Here is an 18659-nt window from a genome sequence, read left to right as displayed (position 1 = left end):
GGTGCTGCGGTGCCTGTCAACTGGCTGGAAGAAACGCATTGGTAGTTGCGCCACTGCAGCGTGAAGACTTTGCCCGACGAGGCTCCGACAGGGTGGTGTGCCCGTGGGCGGCTTTCGCATGGCGATGGGTGGGGCGCATCGACTGCGCGGTCGGGGAGGCAGCGCACTACCCCGGCGCCGCACCTGCGGGCAGCGAGGTGCGCCCGACGCGGTGTCGCGCCCGGCTGGTCGTGCCATTCCGTTTAGGCATGGCGGGGTTGCGAATCTCTCGCTGTCGTCATGGGCACGGCGTCCCTACCGTTGACGGGGACGACCGTTTTCTAACGACACCTCAACCAGCAGGAGCGTTCCCATGCCGCACCACCCACGCGTCGCCGTAGTCACCGGTGCCACCCAGGGACTCGGCCTGGCGTTGGTCGACGGTCTGGCGCAGCGCCTGCAACCCGGTGACACCGTCTATCTGACGGGCCGCAACTACGACCACATCACCAACGCGATCGAGTCGCTGGGGTCCACCGCCGCCGAGGTCCACGGTGAGGTGCTCGACGTCAGTCATCCCCACGCCGCCGCACGCTTCGCCGCTGAACTCGCCCACCGTCACAGCGGTGTGGACATCGTGATCAACAACGCCGTGATGCGCGTGGGTCCCGACGACGATCCGGCTGCCATCGTCGACGAATACACCCAGATCAACAACTTCGGCACCACGCGCTGCCTGCGCTCCTTCTTCCCGCTGCTGCGCCCCGGCGGACGGTTCCTGGTCATCGCCAGTTCGCTGGGCACGCTGAACTACCTTGCGCCGGTGCTGTGGGACCGCTTCGACGACCTGGCGACGCTGGACGACGTCGACGATCAGGTCGCCGCGTGGGTCGAGGCCGTGAAGGACGGGAGTGCCCGCGGCGGTGCGTGGCCCGGCTTCGTCAACATCCCGTCCAAGGTGGGTCAGGTCGCCGCCGTGCGCACGCTGGCCGCCCAGCGCCGCGACGCCGACGCCGACGCCGAGGTCCTCCTGGCCGCGGTCTGCCCGGGAATGATGAACACCCCGACCTCCTCGGCGTGGTGGGACGTCAGCGATGCCCCCACGCCCGCCCAGGCCGCGGGCGCCGTGTTGGACCTCGTGTTCGACCCCGTCAAGCCCGAGCACTACGGACGACTGGTGCGATCAGGTGAGGTGTTGCCCTGGAAACCAACGGACGTAGCGTGAGCAACCGATGAACGCACTCACCGAACCGCACTACCGCTGCGCCGCGCTGCTCACCATCGACGTCCAGCGCGACACCCTGGACGGGCAGCCACTGGAGGTTCCCGGCACGTCGGCCGCAGTGCCGCGAATCAGCGCCCTGTGCAACGCCTTTCGCTCAGCCGGCCGGCCCATCGTGCACGTGGTGCGCATCTACCGCCCGGACGGCAGCAATGCCGAGCCGGTCCGGCGCGACCTCGTCACCGGTCCCACACCCGTATTGCACGCGGGTCACCCCGGCCATCAGTTGGCCCCCACCGTGGCGCCTTCGGACACCACCCTCGACGACGACCTGCTGCTGGCCGGTGACCTGCAATCGCTGGGTCCCGATGAGGTGGTGATGTACAAACCGCGCTGGGGAGCGTTCTTCGACACGGCGCTGCACACCCACCTGCAGGCCCGTCGTGTCGACACGGTCGTCATCGCCGGCTGCAACTACCCGAACTGCCCGCGCACCACCATCTATCAAGCCAGCGAACGCGACTACCGCATCATCCTGGTCACCGATGCGATCTCTGGCCTCTACGACCGCGGCGTCGCCGAGATGCAGGGCATCGGAGTGAGACTCAGCCCGGCCGCGGACGTCATCGCGGCGATGGAGGGCGCGCAGAGCTAGGTCGGCGAGACGATGCGCCGCACGGCCTCCACCACGGTGCGTCGGCGTTCCTTGCGCGCCAGGGGTTTCGACGAGGTGAATTCGGGGTTCATCGTCGACCAGGACGTCGCGATCGATTGGATCAGCGCGAGCAGGGCCGCGGGCGCGAAGTCGGTGGTGACCGCACCCTTCTTCTGTGCGTCCCGAAGTCGTTGCAGCCGAACGTCGTTGATCTCGGCGACTGCCTGCAGGCCGGGGCCGGTGGGCCGCTCCAGGCGATACCACGTCGACAGTCGCAGCGAGGAGGAGTCGTCCTCGAACCGGTCGAACAGCCGACCGGCATACCCCGGGAGGTCCAGCGGGTCGAAGTCGACGGCTTCGCGGAAACGCTCGACGTCGGCGCTGAAGGCCTGATCGAAGAGTTCGTCCTTGTTTCCGAAGTAGGAATAGATCATCTGCTTGTTGGTCGCGGCGGCCTCGGCGATGCGGTCCACCCGCGCGCCTGCGATGCCGTAAGCGGCGAATTCGTCGATGGCTGCCTGCAGCAGTCGAGCCTTGGTCTGGACCGAGTCACGCACCATGGCCTCGAAGTGTAGCGACTGACCAGTCAGTTGCACACGCGTCCCCACCGGAGTTCAATGGTCTGTCTATCCAACTAGTCAGTTACATACAAGGGCGGACGCCGTGTCGGGCAAGGTCTGGTTCGTCACGGGCAGCTCCCGTGGATTCGGGCGCGAATTGGTTCGAGCAGCGCTCACATCGGGCGACTGCGTCGCCGCGACCGCACGTCGGCCCGAGCAGCTCGCCGATCTGGTCGACGCCCACGGCGACCGCGTTCTCCCGCTGCCGCTGGACGTCACCGATTCCGCCGCCGCGGGTGCGTCGATCGCGGCCGCCCGAGACCGCTTCGGCCGGATCGACGTCGTCGTCAACAACGCGGGGTACGCCAACGTCGCACCGATCGAGACCGGCGACGACGCGGACTTCCGGGCGCAGTTCGAGACCAACTTCTGGGGCGTCTACCACGTGTCGAAGGCCGCCATCCCCGTACTGCGGGAACAGGGCGGCGGCGTCATCGTTCAGTTCTCGTCCATGGGCGGACGCGTCGGCGGTTCGGCAGGCATCGCGTCCTATCAAGCCGCGAAGTTCGCGATCGACGGCTTCTCCCGTGTGCTGCAGAGCGAGACACGGCCGTTCGGCATCAAGGTCCTCGTCGTCGAACCCAGCGGATTCGCCACCGACTGGGCCGGGTCGTCCATGAGCAGTGCGGACATCCCCGACCGCTACGCCGACACCGTCGGCGCGATGAGCGCCGTGCGCTCCAGTGCCGCGGTCTCTGCTGGTGATCCCGCACGGGCGGCTGAGATCCTGGTGCGCATCGTCGGGCGCACCGACCTGCCGTACCACCTGCCACTGGGGGTCAACGCGGTGGAAGGGTCGATACGCCATGACGAGTCGCTGCTCGCCGAGGATCGCAAGTGGGCCGCAGTCGGTAGGTCGGCCGACTTCGCCGAGCCCTACCCCGTCGACTTCCCCGCGGAAGTGCAGTGAAGACAACGTGATTCGCAGTGATGGTCGACCTCGAAGCTAGACGGGACGGCCACGCCCGGTCGCTCGCGCCGGCCGTCGGACGATCACGCGGTGGATGACCTTGCCCGAGGAGGCGCTGCGCTGCTCCGCGTCGTGAAGCACGACCGCACCGTTCAGGGCCTCTCGGATCAGACCGGCGGGAAACGCGGTGTAGAGCCGCCCCGCATCGTCGCGGACGTCGGCACCGGTGGTGACGCGCCAGCTGAGGTAGAGCACCCCGCCCGGCTCGACGAGGTCGTAGAGACGCGCGGCGCCACGTCCGATGTCCGCCAACGGCAGGTGCATGAGCACGGTTTCGCACAGCACGTTGGCCGCCGAGCGGCCCGTCAACTCCGCCAGATCGGGCAGGGTGGCCGTCTCGAACCGGGTGCCGGGGTGGCGGCGGCGCGCCTGCTCCAGCAGCGCCGGAGACGCATCGAATCCGGTGACCTGATAGCCGTGAGCGCTGAGCCAGGCGGCATCGCGCCCGGAACCACACCCGACGTCGAATGCCGTTCCGGGAGTGAAGAACTCGGCGAGCAGGTCGTACAGATCGGTGGGGGCGTCCTGCTCGTCCTCCCATTCCTGCGCATAGGAAGCAGCGCCACGTTCGTAAGCGGTGCGGGTGTCGTCGTCCATCGGTCTGTTTCTCCTTCCCCCGTCAGCTCTGGCTTCTGGTGAATCCCCCGAGGTGCGTCGGCAGGAACGTGATCGGGACGGCCGGACCGAACGATGCATGCAACGCCGTCACGATGGACTCCGTGAGGGGTCCGTAGATGCGGACGGCCGTGGTGGCCGCCAAGGTGGCACGGTAGGAATCACCAACGCGGGCAAGCACACCGAGGTGATGTTCGAAGGAGGCGGCGTCGGGATGCAGTTGTACGTACTCCACCTCCGTACCGTCTTCGCTGAGAAACTCGTGGAACGCGATGAGGCGCGGTTCGGCCCGCTCGATGAGATCGACCCAACCCGGGACGCGCGCACGTTCGTCGTCCACGCGCCCTGGGCGCACGCGGTTGGTGGCGATGAAGATGAACACCGCGACTCCCTTCCGAACCCATTCAGGCCATGGTCGCGCCACTGGGATCAGACTTGCGATTCCCCACCGTCGACGAACAGTTCCGTTCCGGTGATGAAGCTGGCTCGAGGCGACGCCAGGAAGAGCACGGCGTCGGCGATCTCCGACGGCTGTCCGAGCCTGCGGAGCGGCACGCGACCCGCCTCCTGGTCCAAGAGGGCTTGCGCCTCAGCCGGGTCGGCGGCGAGACCGGCGAGTCCCGGCGTTTCCGTGGGACCCGGAGTGACGGTGTTGACCCGGATGCCCCGCGGCGCAAGCTCGATGGCCCAGACACGGCTGAACTGACGTATGGCGGCCTTGCTCGCCGAGTAGACGCCGAACGCTGCCGTGGCTCGCGCTGCCGAGGTCGATCCGAGCACGATGATGGAGGCGTGCGCGTTCAGCTGCGGGAGTGACTTCTGGACTGTGAACACCGTCCCGCGAACGTTGACGGCGAAGGTCTGGTCGAAGGCCTCCGGCTCCAGGTCTTGCAACGTTGCGAACGTGCCGCCGCCGGCGTTGGCCACGACGAGATCCAATCCCCGACCGCGTTGAGCCACCTGGGTGTATACGCCGTCGAGGTCGTCCAGATGGGACACGTCACCACGCACGGTCGTGACCCCGTCGCCGAATTCCTCGACTAACGAGTCGAGTTCGGGCTGGCGTCGCCCCGTCACGAACACGTGGAAGCCTGCGCCGACCAGAGCCGTGACGATTGAGCGGCCGATGCCCGAGCTTCCGCCGGTGACCAACGCGGTCCGGGTTCCCGGCTGTGGATCCTCGAGCGGTGCCTGAGTCATGCCCAGGAGCATAACAACTGACTGGTCAGTTGCAACAGGTTCGCGGGACGACTTAGGCTCGCCGACCGGCCCATTGAGAGCTACGGCCCTCTGGCGCGCTATGGATTCATATGGCTCGCCAGCGAGCCCGTTGCACATGACGGGCCCAAGGCTTACGTGCCGCCTTTCCGGGTACGACATCGTGCGGCACCACGACTACACGCAGTGCGAGCGGCGGTCCGGCGCTACCAATCCGGGGTGGTCCTGGAGACGGTGCTGCTGGAGCTGACACCTGAGAGGTTCTCAGAGTCCACGCGAGGCTCCACCGCGCGTTCGTCGACACCGTCGCCCTCAAAGTAGTCACGACGACCCGGCAAGCAACGTCCGGACACCCAAGGTCGCCCGAACTCGGCGACACGTGTGAACCACCACGGTGTTCAACGCTTTCTCGCCGCGATCAAGGGCAGCCGCCCCGCAGCTCCGTGTCGACTGACCGCGGACTTCGCGCGGCGAGGCGGGCTCAAGCGGCCATCGGTGGACCTTGAGACCGGCGATATCACCGCGCCCCACAACTCGGCCGTCGTAAAAGGGCGCCTGCGTAAGGAAAACGGCGGCAAGACCAAGAACGCCGACCACACGATCTCCACAGACCGCGTGACGGTCGGGCCCTTCGGGTCTAAAGAAGAAATCAGGACGCAAGCGCGCACTATGCATTCGCACGCCGCGGCGGCTCTCAAGGCCGGCGTCAACCCCAGGGTGGTCGGTGACCGCATCGGTCACGCCACGATGGTTCTTCTCGGAGACCCAAGCCAACGTCGCGTGAAGGACGCGCCGCAGCGGGGCGGGCAGCGGCGTCTCTGCGCGCTGCAGGTCTAAAAGCCCGTGTCCCTGAATCCGTCGACAGAAATATGAAAACGGCCCCCGGAGAGATCTCCGAGGGCCGTCTCACTTTAGTAGCGGGGACAGGATTCGAACCTGCGACCTCTGGGTTATGAGCCCAGCGAGCTACCGAGCTGCTCCACCCCGCGACGGGTGAACACTAGGTTACCGAGCACGCGGCACAGCTCCAAATCGCGTGCTCAGCGCCCTGCGGACGCCGATTCGAGGGCACCACGCGGCGGCCTCGCAGACCGTGCAAGGGCCTGGAAGCGCCGGCGGGCAGGCGTGAATTCTGCGTGTCCCCGTCGACGCCTCGACGCCCCGGCCGACCCACTACGAGAGCCCTGAACACGACCCCACCGCGGGACCTGCCGACACCGACCCCACGGACTTACTTCGCGTCGCGGTACTTGCCCATGGCGTCGTCGAGGTTCTGCAGCGCCCGACCGTAGTCGGCGAAGTTGCCGCTCTGCTGAGCCTGTCGCACGCCGTCGAGGGCAGTCTGAACCTGTTGCAGCGCAGCTGCTTTCGCGGCCGACAACTGCGTCGCCCCACCGGGGGCGGCCACTGGGCTCGGCACCTCCGGGGCCCGACCCTGCTCGGTGCCCGGCGGCGCAGCCTGTTGCGCATTGCCCTGTGGCGCAGCACCCGCCGGTGGCGCCTGCTGTCCAGCCGGCAGATCCGTCGGCGCCGGACCGGTGGCGGTGGCGCCCGCGCCCGGACCGAACAGCTCGTCGAGCGCGTCGCGGACGGTGGGCCCGTAGCCGACCTTGTCGTTGTACATCATCGCGACGCGGATCAGACGCGGATAGGACGAGGCGGCGTCACTGGCCCCTGGCGAGGCGTACACCGGCTCCACGTACAGCAGTCCGCCCTGCGCGACCGGCAGCGTCAGCAGGTTGCCCCATCTGATGCGGTTCTGATTGTCGCGGCCAATGACGCCGAGGTCCTGACTGACCGCGGTGTCAGTGGTGATCGCGTTGTTGGCCAGCTTGGGACCGTTGACCTGACCGGGGATGGTCAGGACGGTGATCTTGCCGTACGTCGAGGGATCCGAACTGGCGCTGATGTAGGCCGCCAGGAAGTCCCGTCTGAATCTGTTCATCGCACTGGTCAGCTGGAAGGACGCTGAATCATCGTTGGACGCAATGTCTTTCGCGACGATGTAGTACGGCGGCTGGAAGCTGCTGGCCGTCGGGTTCGGATCGAGCGGGACGTCCCAGAAGTCCGACGTCGAGAAGAACGTCACCGGGTCGTTCACGTGGTACTTGGCGAGCAGCGCACGCTGCACCTTGAACAGATCCTCCGGGTAGCGCAGGTGCTGCTGCAGTTCCGGGCTGATGTCGCTCTTCGGCTTGACCGTGCCGGGGAACACCGACTCCCACGCCTTGAGCACCGGGTCGCTCTCGTCCTGCGCATACAGCGTGACGGTGCCGTCGTAGGCGTCGACGGTGGCCTTCACCGAGTTGCGGATGTAGGACACCTGCTTGTCGAGCGCCAACCGGTTGAGCGCCACCTCGTTCGAGTCGGCGGTGGCCGACGACAGCGACGTCAGCTCGGAGTACGGATAGTTGTCCAGCGTCGTGTAGCCGTCGACGATCCACACCATCCGCTTGTTGACGATGGCCGGATACACGCTGGTGTCGGTGGTCAGCCACGGCGCCACCGCCTGCACGCGCTGCGCGGGGTCGCGGTTGAACAGGATTCGGCTGTTCTCCCCGATCACGTTGGAGAACAAGAAGTTCCGCTCGGTGAACTTGGCCGCGAACACGCTCCGCGACAACCAGTCTCCGATGGGCACGCCGCCGCTACCGGCGTAGGTGTAGTTCTTCGTCTCGGTGTTGGTCTCGTAGTCGTACTCGCGGTCGGGGCCGTTCTTGCCCACGATCGCATAGTCCTCGGCGGTGTTGGCGATGACCGGGCCGTAGTAGATGCGCGGCTGGTCCAACGGCGCGGGACCCGGTGACACCACACTGCCATTGGCACCCACGACGCTGGCGAGAAACTCCGGGTAGCCGCCGTTCTGGTTCGGATCGTTGGCGACGCCGCGGACGGTGTTGGCCGGCGAGGCGATGAAGCCGTTGCCGTGGGTGTAGACGGTGTGCCGGTTGATCCAGTCGCGCTGGTTGTCGATCAACCGGTCGGAACTCAGTTCCCGCGCGGCGACCACGTAGTCGCGCAGACTGCCGTCCGGTGCGTTGTACCGGTCGATGGCGAGCTGATCGGGGAACAGGTAGAAGTTCTTGCCCTGCTGGAACTGCGTGAACGCGGGGCTGACGATCGTGGGGTCGAGGAGTCGGATGTTCGACGTCGTCGCCCTGTCGGACGCCACCTGCTGCGCGGTGGTCTGGGCGTCGCCGCTGTAGTCGCGATACGTGACGTCCCGGTCGGTCAGGCCGTAGGCCTGCCGCGTCGCCGTGATGCTGCGACTGATGTATTCGCTTTCCTTCTGCGCCGCATTGGGTTTGACGCTGAACTGCTCGATGATCAGTGGCCAGCCCGCGCCGACGATCAATGAGCTCAACAGCAGGAGCACCACCCCGATCGCCGGGATGCGCAGATCGCGCAGCACCACGGCGGAGAAGACCGCCACCGCGCAGATCAGCGCGATCGCCAGCAGGATCAACTTCGCGGGCAGTACCGCGTTGATGTCGGTGTAGCCGGCGCCGGTGAACGGCTTGCCGCCGCGGGTGTGGCTGAGCAGCTCGTAGCGGTCCAGCCAGTAGGCGAACGCCTTCAGCAGGACCAGCGTGCCCACCAGCGTGACGAGCTGCACGCGGGCCGAACGGCTCAGCGCGCCCGTGCGACCCGAGAGCCGGATCCCGCCGAAGAGGTAGTGCCCCAACAGGTTCGCGATGAGCGCCAGGAACGTCGCGACGAACAGGAAGTTCAGGACCAACCGGTAGAACGGCAGATCGAAGGCATAGAAGCCGAGGTCGAGGCCGAACTGCGGATCGGTGACGCCGAAGTCGCCGCCATGCAGGAACAACTGCACCTGCACCCAGTAGGTCTGCGCGACGATGCCCGCGAGCAGCCCGATGAACAGGGGGATGCCGATGCCGAACAGCTTGAGCCGGGCCATCACCGACGTGCGGTAGCGGGCCACGGGATCGTTCGGCCCGGCGGTTGGGACGAACACCGGCCGGTTGCGGTAGGCCAGCGACAGCGCGGCGAACACCACGCCCCCGATCAGCGCGGCCGCCACCAGGAACACGACGAGCCGGGTGCCCAGAGTGGTGGTGAACACCGAGCGGTAACCGAGCTCGCCGAACCACAGCCAGTCGACGTAGGTGTCGATCAGGCGGGGACCGATGAGCAACAGGACCACGACGGCAAGCGCGATGAAGATCAGAATTCGGCTACGTCGAGTCAGCTTCGGCATCCGTGCCGCGGGCCGCATCCCCACTCGTCAACTCCAGTCGGTCAGTCACGCCGCGTTTCGACGTGCCATAACTCTACGCATCCGCCGGTGAGCCACTTCTCAACAATGCGGGGGTTCGCCACCGGCCGAATAGGCCTTCAATGCATCGACCGCGCCGCTTAGGTCGTTCACCTTGATCAGCTGCAGACCGTCGTCGTGGGCGGATTTCGCCTCGTGGCAATTGTCGGCCGGCACCAGGAACGCCGTCGCGCCTGCCTCCTTGGCCGCGTACATCTTGTGGGTGATCCCGCCGATCGGCCCGACCTTGCCCTCGCCGGTGATCGTTCCGGTTCCCGCGATGAACTTGCCGCCGTTGAGGTCGCCAGTGGTCAGCTTGTCCACCACCGCGAGGCTGAACATCAACCCCGCCGACGGGCCGCCGATGTTCGCCAGGTTGAAGTCGATCGTGAACGGCGCCCACGGCGCGTCGAGCACGCCGACCCCGAGGTAGCCGTATGTGCGGTCACCGTTCTTGCCGAGCGTGATCGTCGTCGTGCCCAGCGAACCGTCCTTGCGGCGGTAGTCGACGACGAGCGGATCGCCGGGCTTGGTGGTCTTGAGGATCGCCGTGAACTGGTCGAGCTTGGCGACGGGCTTGTCGTTCACCATGTCGATCGCGTCACCGTCCTGCAGCTTGCCCGCCGACGGCCCGGGATCGGTCACGCTCTGCACGGTCACGGCCTCCGGGTACTTGAGGTAGCCCAGTGCCGCGTACTCGGCGCTGTCCTCGGACTGCTTGAAGTCCGAGGTGTTCTCCTTGTCGATGTCGTCCTTCGACTTGTCCGGCGGATACACCAGATCGCGCGGCACCAGCTGCTCGTCGCCCGACATCCACAGCCGCAGCGCCTGGCCGAGGGTGAGGCCGTCGCTCTGGCTGACGGTGGTCATGTTGAGGTGGCCCGACGTCGGCTTCACGTCCGTGCCCTTGATGTCGACGACCTGCTTGCCCTCGACCTCGCCGAGCGTGTTGAACGTCGGACCGGGACCGAGACCCACGAACGGCACCGTCACCACCGACAGCAGCAGACCGAAGATCACGATCGGCACCAGCGCCACCACCAGCGTCAAGACGCGTCTGTTCGCACCACCCATCACGCCGCCTACATTAGGGCGCTCGGCTGACACCCCGTCGCTGCGCTCGCCCAGGCACGCCGAGTTCACTCTCAGCGTGACCCACCACCCCGCGCCGCCGACGTGGGGTGAGTACCGTTGACGACATGGCTGACCTGCCCTTCGGCTTCTCCTCCTCAGACGGTCAGGGAGACGACCCCAACCGAGACGACCGCAAGAAGGATCCGAACAAGGGGTCGCCGTCGGACCCGTTCGGGTTCGGCGGTGGCGAATTCGACATGAAGGACCTCGGCCAGATCTTCTCCAAGCTCGGTGAGATGTTCAGCGGCGCAGGCAACACGATGGCCAGCGGCGGACAGTCCGGCCCCGTCAACTACGACCTCGCCAGGCAGCTGGCGTCAAGCTCGATCGGGTTCGTCAAGCCGGTGCCCGAACAGACCAGCAACGCCGTGGCCGACGCGGTACGGCTCGCCGACACCTGGCTCGACGGCGTCACCCCGCTCCCCTCGGGCGCCAGCAGCACCGCGGCGTGGACACCCAGCGACTGGCTCGACAACACCCTCGCCACCTGGAAGCGACTGTGCGACCCGGTAGCCGAGCAGATGTCGACGGTATGGGCCTCCGCGCTGCCCGAAGAGGCCAAGGCCATGGCGGGTCCGCTGCTGGCGATGATGACGCAGATGGGCGGCATGGCGTTCGGCTCACAGCTGGGCCAGGCGCTCGGCACGCTGTCGCGAGAAGTGTTGACCTCCACCGACATTGGGCTGCCGCTTGGGCCCAAGGGTGTAGCCGCCCTCATGCCGGAGGCCATCGAGACCTTCGCCGAGGGACTCGAGCAGCCGCGCAGCGAGATCATGATGTTCCTGGCCGCGCGGGAAGCCGCGCACCACCGGCTGTTCAGTCACGTGCCGTGGCTGTCGACCCAGTTGCTCAGCGCCGTCGAGGCCTTCGCGCGCGGCATGAAGGTGGACACCAGCGGCCTGCAGGATCTGGCGCAGGGCTTCAACCCGGCCGCCCTGGCCGACCCGTCGGCGATGGAACAGCTGCTGAACCAGGGCATCTTCGAGCCCAAGTCGACGCCCGAGCAGGTGGCGGCCCTGGAACGGCTCGAGACGTTGCTAGCGCTCATCGAGGGCTGGGTGGAGACCGCCGTGACCGATGCGCTCGGCGATCGAATCCCCGGCACGTTGGCGTTGAGCGAGACGCTGCGCCGGCGCCGCGCCACCGGCGGTCCTGCCGAGCAGACGTTCGCCACGCTGGTCGGCCTCGAGCTGCGTCCGCGCAAGCTGCGTGAGGCCGCGGTGCTGTGGCGGCGGCTGACCGAAGCGGCGGGCTCCGACGCCCGCGACGCAGTGTGGCAGCACCCCGATCTGCTCCCCGATACGAACGATTTGGACGAGCCCGCGGGCTTCATCGACCGCGTCGTCGGCGGCGACACCAGCGGTATCGACGAGGCGATCGCCGATCTCGAGAAGGACTTCGGGGACGACTCGAAGTAAATCATCCACAGGCTGGCGCCCCCTGTGGATGACCGCCGCGCCGACGTCGTGATCCGTGCCAGAGTCGGTGCATGCCACCGCACACCCTCAACCCCGCGATGCCGGTGTTGGTCAGGCCCGACGGCGTCGTCCAGGTGGGCTGGGATCCACGGCGCGCCATGCTCGTGGTGCCGCCCGACGGGTTGTCGGCGCCCGCTCTCGCCGACCTGTTGCGCGCCATGCAATCCGGCGTCTCGGCCGACGAACTGCGCGCGTTGGCGTGCAACCGCGGTGTCGCCGACCCAGCGTCGGTGACGGCCCTGGTCGACTCGCTCGTCGCCAACGGTTTGGCGACGGACACCCCGCCGCACCGACGCTCGGCCGCGATCCGCATCCACGGCCGCGGTCCCCTGTCGGACCTGCTGGCCAGCGCATTGCGGTGCTCGGGGGCCAGGGTCAAGAACAGCAGGCTCACCCACGGGGTCGATCCGGGGACGACCGATCTCGTGGTGCTGGCGGACTACCTGGTCGCCGACCCGCGCCTCGTCGGCGAACTGCATGCGGCGCGGATACCGCATCTCCCGGTCCGGGTGCGCGACGGCACGGGGCTGGTCGGGCCGCTGGTGCTCCCCGGTCTGACGAGTTGCCTCGGGTGCGCCGACCTCTACCGCAGCGACCGGGACGCCGCATGGCCCGCCGTGGCCGCCCAGTTGCGCGACACCGTCGGGAGCGCAGACCGCGCCACCATGCTCGGCACCGCGGCGTTGGCCCTGAGCCAGGTCGACCGGGTCATCCGTGCCGTGCACGAGTCCGCCGATCCACGCCAGGCGGGTGAGCCACCCCCCACCTTGGACACGACCCTGGAGTTCGACGTCCGTACGGGCTCGACCACCAGCCGGCGGTGGCAGCGCCATCCCCGGTGTGGCTGCTGACGGCGCGGGCGGTGAACATGCTGGCTTACAGATGAAACATGCTGCGCGACAAGGTGTTCGACGGTCAGCCAGTGGCGAGCTCGGCCTCACCGCAGCAGGCTTGATGAAAATGATTTTCGACAAGACCGTATTTGGACGGTACCGTGAGGACCGCGTTCATGACCATCGTTTCCGATCGAGGAGGACTTGCGTGCGCACTCCGGTGGTGCTGACGGCGGGCCAGGGCGACACCGACGCGGTGACGGGTGCGCTGCTGCAGCAGCCGGGCACACTCGTCGTCGAGCACGTCTTCGACGGGCACGTCGTGCGGCGCCGAGTGGTCACCCTGCGCGACGGGGTAGTCGACACCGTCGAGACGGCGCTCGAACTGGCCCACGGGTGCGTCGCCTGCACGGTGCGCAACGACCTCCTGATCCTGTTGCGTCTGCTGCACCGGCGCGACGACGTCGACCGGATCGTCGTGCGGTTGGCCCCCTGGCTGGAACCCGAGCCCATCTGCTGGGCGATCAATCACGTCGCAGTGAGGGTCGGACCCGGCTACGTGGACGGACCCGCGGCGCGCGACGTCCAGGTCACGGGCGTCATCACCACCGTCGACGGGTACCAGTGGCTGACCCAGGCGCTCGATGACGAGGAATTGTCCGATGGCCGGACCGTGGCCCAGGTGGTGGTGGGTCAGGCCGAGTTCGCCGACGTCCTGGTTCCGACCATTCCCGATCCGGCGACGCTGGCGGTGTTGCGCAGGCTCGCACCCCGGGCCCGGCTGACCGTCGGCGTGGACCGCGTCGAGATGGCGCTGGCGAACCTCGAACCCGATGCCCGACGCGGGCGCAGCGACGGTCCCCACGACCCGCTGCTGGCCGGGCAACCCGTCCTCGGCGCCGACGGGGCCGTGCGACTGGTCGAGTTCACGGCAGCACGGCCGTTCCACCCGCAACGCCTGCACGCCGCCATCGACCTGCTCCTGGAGGGGGTGGTGCGCAGCCGGGGCAGGCTGTGGTTGGCGACCCAGTCCTCGCAGGCGATGTGGTTGCAATCCGCCGGCGGCGGGCTGCGCATGGACACCGCAGGGACGTGGCTCGCCGCGATGACCCCGTCCGAACTGGCCTACGTCAGTCCCCAGCGACGAGCGCTCGCGGACCTGCTGTGGACCGAGGAGCACGGTGACCGGCACACCTCGATGACGATCCTGGTGTGTGGCGCCGACCCGGACCAGATCGTCTCCGCACTGCACGGCGCCCTGCTGACCGACCGGGAGATGGACGCGCCGAACGAATGGCACACCTACCCCGATCCCTTGGGCGAATGGCACCGCGACCCCTGCGACGACCTCGCCGAGCTCACCGACGAGTCACCACCGGGGCGACGCGCGACGGAACCGTGACGAGTGGCACCCGCCACGCCGTGACCGACGCTCCGCCGCTTCGTGGATGATGGAGGGGTGGCAGACATCAAACGTGGCCGAGCTGCGCGAAACGCAAAGCTCGCAAGCCTTCCCGTCGGCATCGCCGGCCGTGCCGCACTGGGTTTCGGCAAACGGTTGACCGGCTCGTCGAAGGACGAGGTGAACGCCGAACTCATGGAGAAGGCCGCCAATCAGCTCTTCACCGTGCTGGGTGAGCTCAAGGGCGGGGCGATGAAGGTCGGCCAGGCCCTGTCGGTGATGGAGGCCGCGGTCCCCGAGCAATTCGGCGAGCCCTACCGCGAGGCGCTGACCAAACTGCAGAAGGATGCGCCGCCGCTCCCCGCGGACAAGGTGCACCGGGTGCTCAACGCCCAGCTGGGCACCAAGTGGCGAGACCGGTTCAGCTCCTTCGACGACACGCCCATCGCCTCGGCCAGCATCGGGCAGGTGCACAAGGCGGTCTGGGCCGACGGTCGTCCGGTCGCGGTCAAGATCCAGTACCCGGGCGCCGACGAGGCCCTGCGTGCCGACCTGAAGACCATGAAGCGGATGGTCTCGGTCTTCAAGCAGCTCTCCCCCGGCGCCAACGTCCAGGCCGTCGTCGACGAGCTGATCGAGCGCACCGAGATGGAGTTGGACTACCGCCTCGAGGCCGACAATCAGCGGGCCTTCGCCAAGGGCTACCGGGACCACCCGCACTTCGTGGTGCCCGCCATCGTCGCGAGCGCCCCCAAGGTGGTCGTCGCCGAGTGGATGGACGGCATCCCGATGGCGGAGATCATCCGGACCGGCACACCCGAGCAGCGCGACATCGTCGGGACGCGGCTGGTCGAACTGACCTATGACGCACCGCGCCGCATCGAGATGATGCACGGCGACGCCCATCCGGGAAACTTCATGCTGCTGCCGGGCGACAAGCTCGGCGTGCTGGACTTCGGCGCCGTGGCACCGCTGCCGGGAGGCATCCCCGTCGAACTCGGGTTGACCGTGCGCTACGCGTACGAGAAGGACTACGACAACCTGCTCCCGACGATGGAGAAGATCGGCTTCATCCAACGGGGACAACAGGTTTCACCGCGCGAGATCGACGACATGCTGCGCCAGTACGTCGAACCGCTCGAGGTCGAGGTGTTCCACTACACCCGCAAGTGGCTGCAGAAGATGGCGGCCGCCAACATGGACATCTCGGCCGAGACGATTAAGACCGCGCGTCAGATGGACATCCCCGCCAAATTGGCCATCCCCATGCGGGTCATCGCCTCCATCGTCGCGATCTCCTGCCAGCTCGACGCCCACATCCCGACGAGAGCGCTTGCCGCGGAGTTCATTCCGGGCTTCGCCGACTGAGCTGCCCCACCCCAGCAATACGTGGGGTGGGACGGCTCAGGCGGCTGCCGGATTCGCCACCGGGTGCTTGCGGGGACGGCCCCGCGGACGCTTGCGCGCCACGATCGTGCCGCGCTCGATGATCTCCCCGCCCCAGACGCCCCACGGCTCTTGACGGTTCAGCGCCTCGGCGAGGCATTCGCGGCGGATCGGGCAGTCCGCGCACAGCGTCTTGGCCCGTTCCAGTTCGAGGGGGTTCTCGGCGAACCACAGGTCGGGATCACCGACGTGGCACGGCACCGCCGGAAACGTCCTCTCGCGGCATGTCTGCGCAGACATGTCCGAATCACCTTCTCTCCTGGTCGTAGTCGATCAGTCGTCTGTCGTCTGATGGATCTGAGACCAGGTGTTCGGGTGTTCCGAAGAAACTGGCCACGGATCCGGTGGGTGTCGGGTCCGTGGCCAAAGGGCTTGCGAGGCTGTCTAGATGGTGCCTCGGTTCACGGACGCGACGGTCGCGGCGGCGGCGCGTCGCATGGGCGCCGAAATGGCGTCATGGCGGGCGGCCGGCGGGTGCGCCGCAGCAGCGGCGGATCCAGCGACGTGGGAGGGCCACGACATGACGTCGGCGCGAGCAATGGCTACGCCGTTGAACGAATATGCATTCATGTTGGGCACCTCCCTTCGACTCGACCGGATGAGACGTCTACGAGGTTAGAGGCTAGCACCCGAATCCGACAAGCGATTTTCTGACCTGCACGTTTGGCGCTACTGACGCGCCTTCACGAGCGCCAGGACGTCGGCGCCGAACTGCTCGAGCTTGCGCGCCCCGATTCCGGGGATCGCCACCAGCGCCGCCTCGTCACCCGGCAGCGTCTCTGCGATCGCGATCAGGGTGTTGTCGGTGAACACCACGTAGGCGGGCACCTTCATCTCCTTCGACGTCTCCAGCCGCCACTCCTTGAGGCGCGCCAGCAGCCCCTCGTCGAGGTCCGACGGGCACGTCTCGCAGCGCCGCAGCATGATCGCCGCAGAACTGTTCAACGGTTCGTTGCAGATGCGGCACCGCGGTGCGGCGCCGCGCTGACGGCGCGGCTTGTGCGGTCCGTCGGACGAACTCGCTTGCGGCGCAACGCCGTTCAAGAACCGCGAGGGTTTGCGCCCCTGCCTTCCGCCGGGGGTGCGCGCCAACGCCCAACTGAGCGCCAGATGCACTCGCGCCCTGGTGATTCCGACGTAGAGCAGACGACGTTCCTCCTCGACCTGCTCACTGTCGGCACCGCGCGACAGGGCATGCGAGATCGGCAGGGTGCCGTCGGCCAGTCCGACCAGGAACACCGCGTCCCACTCCAGGCCCTTGGCCGCGTGCAGCGAGGCGAGCGTGACACCCTGCACCACCGGTGGGTGGCGGGCGTCGGCCCGCTGCCGCAGTTCGGCGAGGAGTGCACGCGCGTCGAGGCCGGGCCGCACCGCCACCTCTTCCTCGACGAGTTCGGCCAACGCGACCAGCGCTTCCCACCGCTCCCTGGCGCGAACGCCCTGCGGTTCCTCGGCGGTCAGCCCCAAGGGCTCGAGCAGTTCGCGAATCACCGGCGGGAGTTCGGGGCCGACCGCGTCGATGCGATCGGCGGCGCGCTGCAGCGCCACGAGCGCCTGCCGGATCTCCTGACGGCTGAAGAACCCTTCGCCGCCGCGCACCTGAAAGGCCACCCCCGCCGCGGTGAGCGCCTCCTCGTACACCTCCGACTGGGCGTTGATGCGGTAGAGGATCGCGATCTCTGCCGGCGAGGTGCCTGCCTGGATCAGGTTCGCGATCGCCTTGGCCACGGCCGTCGCCTCGGCGACCTCGTCGGGGTGCTCGCTGAACGTCGGCGCGGGCCCGGCGTCGCGCTGGCCGACCAGGTGCAGCTTGCTGCCCGCCATGCGACCCCGCGCCATCGATATCACGCGGTTGGCCAGCGACACGACCTGCGGCGTGGAGCGGTAGTCGCGCTCCAACCGCACCAGCGACGCGTCGGGGAAGCGGCGCGAGAAGTTCAGCAGGTGGTTGGGGGTGGCACCGGTGAACGAGTAGATCGTCTGGTTCGCGTCGCCGACCACCGTGAGGTCGTCCCGATCACCGAGCCACGCGTCCAACACGCGCTGCTGCAGCGGCGTGACGTCCTGATACTCATCGACGACAAAGCAGCGGTACCGGTCACGGAATTCGTTCGCGACCGCGGCGTCGTTCTCGATGGCGCCGGCGGTGTGCAGGAGCAGGTCGTCGAAGTCGAGCAGCGTGGTCCCGTCGCGGCGGGCCTTGAGCGCTTCGTAGCCCGCGTAGACCGTCGCGATCTTCGCCGCGTCCAGGGGGATGTCGCGACCCGCCTCGGCCACCGCGGCGGCATACCCCTCCGGGCTGATCAGCGACGCCTTCGCCCACTCGATCTCACCCGCGAGGTCGCGGACGTCGTCGGTGCTGGCTTGGATCCTGGCCCGGTTCGCGGCCTGGGCCACGACGCCGAACTTGCTGTCGAGCAACTCCCACCCCGTGTCGCCGACGACGCGCGGCCAGAAGTACTGCAGCTGGCGCCGGGCGGCGGCGTGGAAGGTCATCGCCTGCACGGCGCCGGTGCCCGCACCGTTGCCGCCCTGCTCGTCGAGTGAGCGCAGCCGGGCCCGCATCTCCCCCGCGGCGCGCGAGGTGAACGTCACCGCCAACACCTGGCCGGGCGCCACGTGACCAGCGGCGACCAGGTAGGCGATGCGCCGGGTGATCGTCCTCGTCTTGCCGGTGCCCGCGCCGGCGAGCACGCATACCGGGCCGCGCGGCGCCTGCACCGCCTCACGCTGCTCGTCGTCGAGGTCACCGATCAGACTGTCCAGCGACGAGGCGGCCGCAGGAGACCGGGATGGCATGCCGTCCAT

Annotated in this window: 17 protein-coding genes and 1 tRNA gene; 8 read left to right on the top strand and 10 right to left on the bottom strand. The window is 67.8% G+C overall.

The window, feature by feature from the left end:
• Positions 1–352 precede the first annotated feature (352 nt).
• Positions 353–1204 (top strand): SDR family NAD(P)-dependent oxidoreductase, encoded by an 852-nt coding sequence (locus G6N60_RS07740; RefSeq protein ID WP_163734844.1) that lies wholly within the window; start codon positions 353–355, stop codon positions 1202–1204.
• Between the two features lie 7 nt (positions 1205–1211).
• Positions 1212–1856 carry a cysteine hydrolase family protein gene (locus G6N60_RS07735; protein WP_163734839.1) on the top strand — a complete coding sequence of 215 codons (645 nt, stop codon included), beginning with the start codon at positions 1212–1214 and terminating at the stop codon, positions 1854–1856.
• Here the strand turns inward: G6N60_RS07735 and G6N60_RS07730 are convergent.
• Positions 1853–2416: a TetR/AcrR family transcriptional regulator gene (locus tag G6N60_RS07730; RefSeq protein WP_163734835.1), complete on the bottom strand. Its 564-nt coding sequence runs from the start codon at positions 2414–2416 to the stop codon at positions 1853–1855. The genes G6N60_RS07735 and G6N60_RS07730 overlap by 4 nt on opposite strands.
• A 103-nt stretch (positions 2417–2519) precedes the next feature.
• On the opposite strand from G6N60_RS07730, the gene G6N60_RS07725 reads away from it, so the two are divergent.
• The gene (locus tag G6N60_RS07725; RefSeq protein ID WP_163734832.1) at positions 2520–3386 is read left to right on the top strand and encodes an SDR family NAD(P)-dependent oxidoreductase; all 867 of its coding nucleotides are present in this window, start codon (positions 2520–2522) and stop codon (positions 3384–3386) included.
• A 36-nt stretch (positions 3387–3422) separates the two neighbouring features.
• Here the strand turns inward: G6N60_RS07725 and G6N60_RS07720 are convergent, their stop codons facing one another.
• Genes G6N60_RS07720 through G6N60_RS07710 form a run of 3 tightly spaced genes read right to left on the bottom strand, consistent with a single transcriptional unit; the run spans position 3423 to position 5261 of the window.
• Positions 3423–4043, bottom strand: coding sequence for a class I SAM-dependent methyltransferase (locus tag G6N60_RS07720; protein WP_163734829.1), 621 nt, complete (start codon positions 4041–4043; stop codon positions 3423–3425).
• 22 nt (positions 4044–4065) lie between these two features.
• Entirely contained in the window at positions 4066–4443 is a 378-nt protein-coding gene (locus G6N60_RS07715; RefSeq protein ID WP_163734826.1) for a hypothetical protein, read from the bottom strand.
• 47 nt (positions 4444–4490) lie between these two features.
• Positions 4491–5261: an SDR family NAD(P)-dependent oxidoreductase gene (locus G6N60_RS07710; protein ID WP_163734823.1), complete on the bottom strand. Its 771-nt coding sequence runs from the start codon at positions 5259–5261 to the stop codon at positions 4491–4493.
• 513 nt (positions 5262–5774) lie between these two features.
• On the opposite strand from G6N60_RS07710, the gene G6N60_RS07705 reads away from it, so the two are divergent.
• Positions 5775–6116 carry a hypothetical protein gene (locus G6N60_RS07705; RefSeq protein WP_163734820.1) on the top strand — a complete coding sequence of 114 codons (342 nt, stop codon included), beginning with the start codon at positions 5775–5777 and terminating at the stop codon, positions 6114–6116.
• Positions 6117–6194: 78 nt separating this feature from the next.
• Here the strand turns inward: G6N60_RS07705 and G6N60_RS07700 are convergent.
• The 3 genes from G6N60_RS07700 to G6N60_RS07690 form a co-directional block, all read right to left on the bottom strand.
• Positions 6195–6268: transfer RNA gene (locus G6N60_RS07700), tRNA-Met, on the bottom strand.
• A 242-nt stretch (positions 6269–6510) separates the two neighbouring features.
• Entirely contained in the window at positions 6511–9525 is a 3015-nt protein-coding gene (locus tag G6N60_RS07695) for a UPF0182 family protein (protein ID WP_163734815.1), read from the bottom strand.
• Between the two features lie 75 nt (positions 9526–9600).
• Positions 9601–10632 carry a YlbL family protein gene (locus G6N60_RS07690; protein WP_163734811.1) on the bottom strand — a complete coding sequence of 344 codons (1032 nt, stop codon included), beginning with the start codon at positions 10630–10632 and terminating at the stop codon, positions 9601–9603.
• Positions 10633–10757: 125 nt separating this feature from the next.
• Between G6N60_RS07690 and G6N60_RS07685 the strand changes: the two genes are divergently transcribed.
• The 4 genes from G6N60_RS07685 (at position 10758) to G6N60_RS07670 (ending at position 15773) form a co-directional block, all read left to right on the top strand.
• Positions 10758–12110: a zinc-dependent metalloprotease gene (locus G6N60_RS07685; RefSeq protein ID WP_163734806.1), complete on the top strand. Its 1353-nt coding sequence runs from the start codon at positions 10758–10760 to the stop codon at positions 12108–12110.
• A 71-nt stretch (positions 12111–12181) separates the two neighbouring features.
• A complete protein-coding gene (locus G6N60_RS07680; protein ID WP_163734802.1) occupies positions 12182–13021 on the top strand; it encodes a TOMM precursor leader peptide-binding protein in 840 nt (279 codons plus the stop codon).
• A gap of 190 nt (positions 13022–13211) precedes the next feature.
• The gene (gene mrf / locus G6N60_RS07675) at positions 13212–14405 is read left to right on the top strand and encodes a ribosome hibernation factor-recruiting GTPase MRF (protein WP_163734801.1); all 1194 of its coding nucleotides are present in this window, start codon (positions 13212–13214) and stop codon (positions 14403–14405) included.
• A gap of 42 nt (positions 14406–14447) precedes the next feature.
• Positions 14448–15773, top strand: coding sequence for a macrolide-binding ATPase MABP-1 (locus G6N60_RS07670; protein WP_163734799.1), 1326 nt, complete (start codon positions 14448–14450; stop codon positions 15771–15773).
• A gap of 36 nt (positions 15774–15809) precedes the next feature.
• On the opposite strand, the gene G6N60_RS07665 is transcribed toward G6N60_RS07670, so the two are convergent.
• From G6N60_RS07665 to G6N60_RS07655, 3 genes are all read right to left on the bottom strand, one after another.
• Positions 15810–16091 carry a WhiB family transcriptional regulator gene (locus G6N60_RS07665; RefSeq protein WP_163734796.1) on the bottom strand — a complete coding sequence of 94 codons (282 nt, stop codon included), beginning with the start codon at positions 16089–16091 and terminating at the stop codon, positions 15810–15812.
• Between the two features lie 144 nt (positions 16092–16235).
• A complete protein-coding gene (locus tag G6N60_RS07660) occupies positions 16236–16421 on the bottom strand; it encodes a hypothetical protein (protein ID WP_163734792.1) in 186 nt (61 codons plus the stop codon).
• Between the two features lie 99 nt (positions 16422–16520).
• Positions 16521–18659: an ATP-dependent DNA helicase UvrD2 gene (locus G6N60_RS07655; protein ID WP_276028344.1), complete on the bottom strand. Its 2139-nt coding sequence runs from the start codon at positions 18657–18659 to the stop codon at positions 16521–16523.

The organism is Mycolicibacterium madagascariense (genome assembly GCF_010729665.1).
Classification (GTDB): domain Bacteria; phylum Actinomycetota; class Actinomycetes; order Mycobacteriales; family Mycobacteriaceae; genus Mycobacterium; species Mycobacterium madagascariense.
This window is presented reverse-complemented; position numbering and strand designations above follow the sequence as displayed.

Coding starts and splice junctions, on each gene's coding strand:
- G6N60_RS07740 (WP_163734844.1), top strand. CDS start 353: ATGCCGCACCACCCACGCGTCGCCGTAGTCACCGGTGCCACCCAGGGA.
- G6N60_RS07735 (WP_163734839.1), top strand. CDS start 1,212: ATGAACGCACTCACCGAACCGCACTACCGCTGCGCCGCGCTGCTCACC.
- G6N60_RS07730 (WP_163734835.1), bottom strand. CDS start 2,416: ATGGTGCGTGACTCGGTCCAGACCAAGGCTCGACTGCTGCAGGCAGCC.
- G6N60_RS07720 (WP_163734829.1), bottom strand. CDS start 4,043: ATGGACGACGACACCCGCACCGCTTACGAACGTGGCGCTGCTTCCTAT.
- G6N60_RS07710 (WP_163734823.1), bottom strand. CDS start 5,261: ATGACTCAGGCACCGCTCGAGGATCCACAGCCGGGAACCCGGACCGCG.
- G6N60_RS07690 (WP_163734811.1), bottom strand. CDS start 10,632: ATGGGTGGTGCGAACAGACGCGTCTTGACGCTGGTGGTGGCGCTGGTG.
- G6N60_RS07685 (WP_163734806.1), top strand. CDS start 10,758: ATGGCTGACCTGCCCTTCGGCTTCTCCTCCTCAGACGGTCAGGGAGAC.
- G6N60_RS07680 (WP_163734802.1), top strand. CDS start 12,182: ATGCCACCGCACACCCTCAACCCCGCGATGCCGGTGTTGGTCAGGCCC.
- G6N60_RS07665 (WP_163734796.1), bottom strand. CDS start 16,091: ATGTCTGCGCAGACATGCCGCGAGAGGACGTTTCCGGCGGTGCCGTGC.
- G6N60_RS07660 (WP_163734792.1), bottom strand. CDS start 16,421: ATGAATGCATATTCGTTCAACGGCGTAGCCATTGCTCGCGCCGACGTC.
- G6N60_RS07655 (WP_276028344.1), bottom strand. CDS start 18,659: ATGGACGGCATGCCATCCCGGTCTCCTGCGGCCGCCTCGTCGCTGGAC.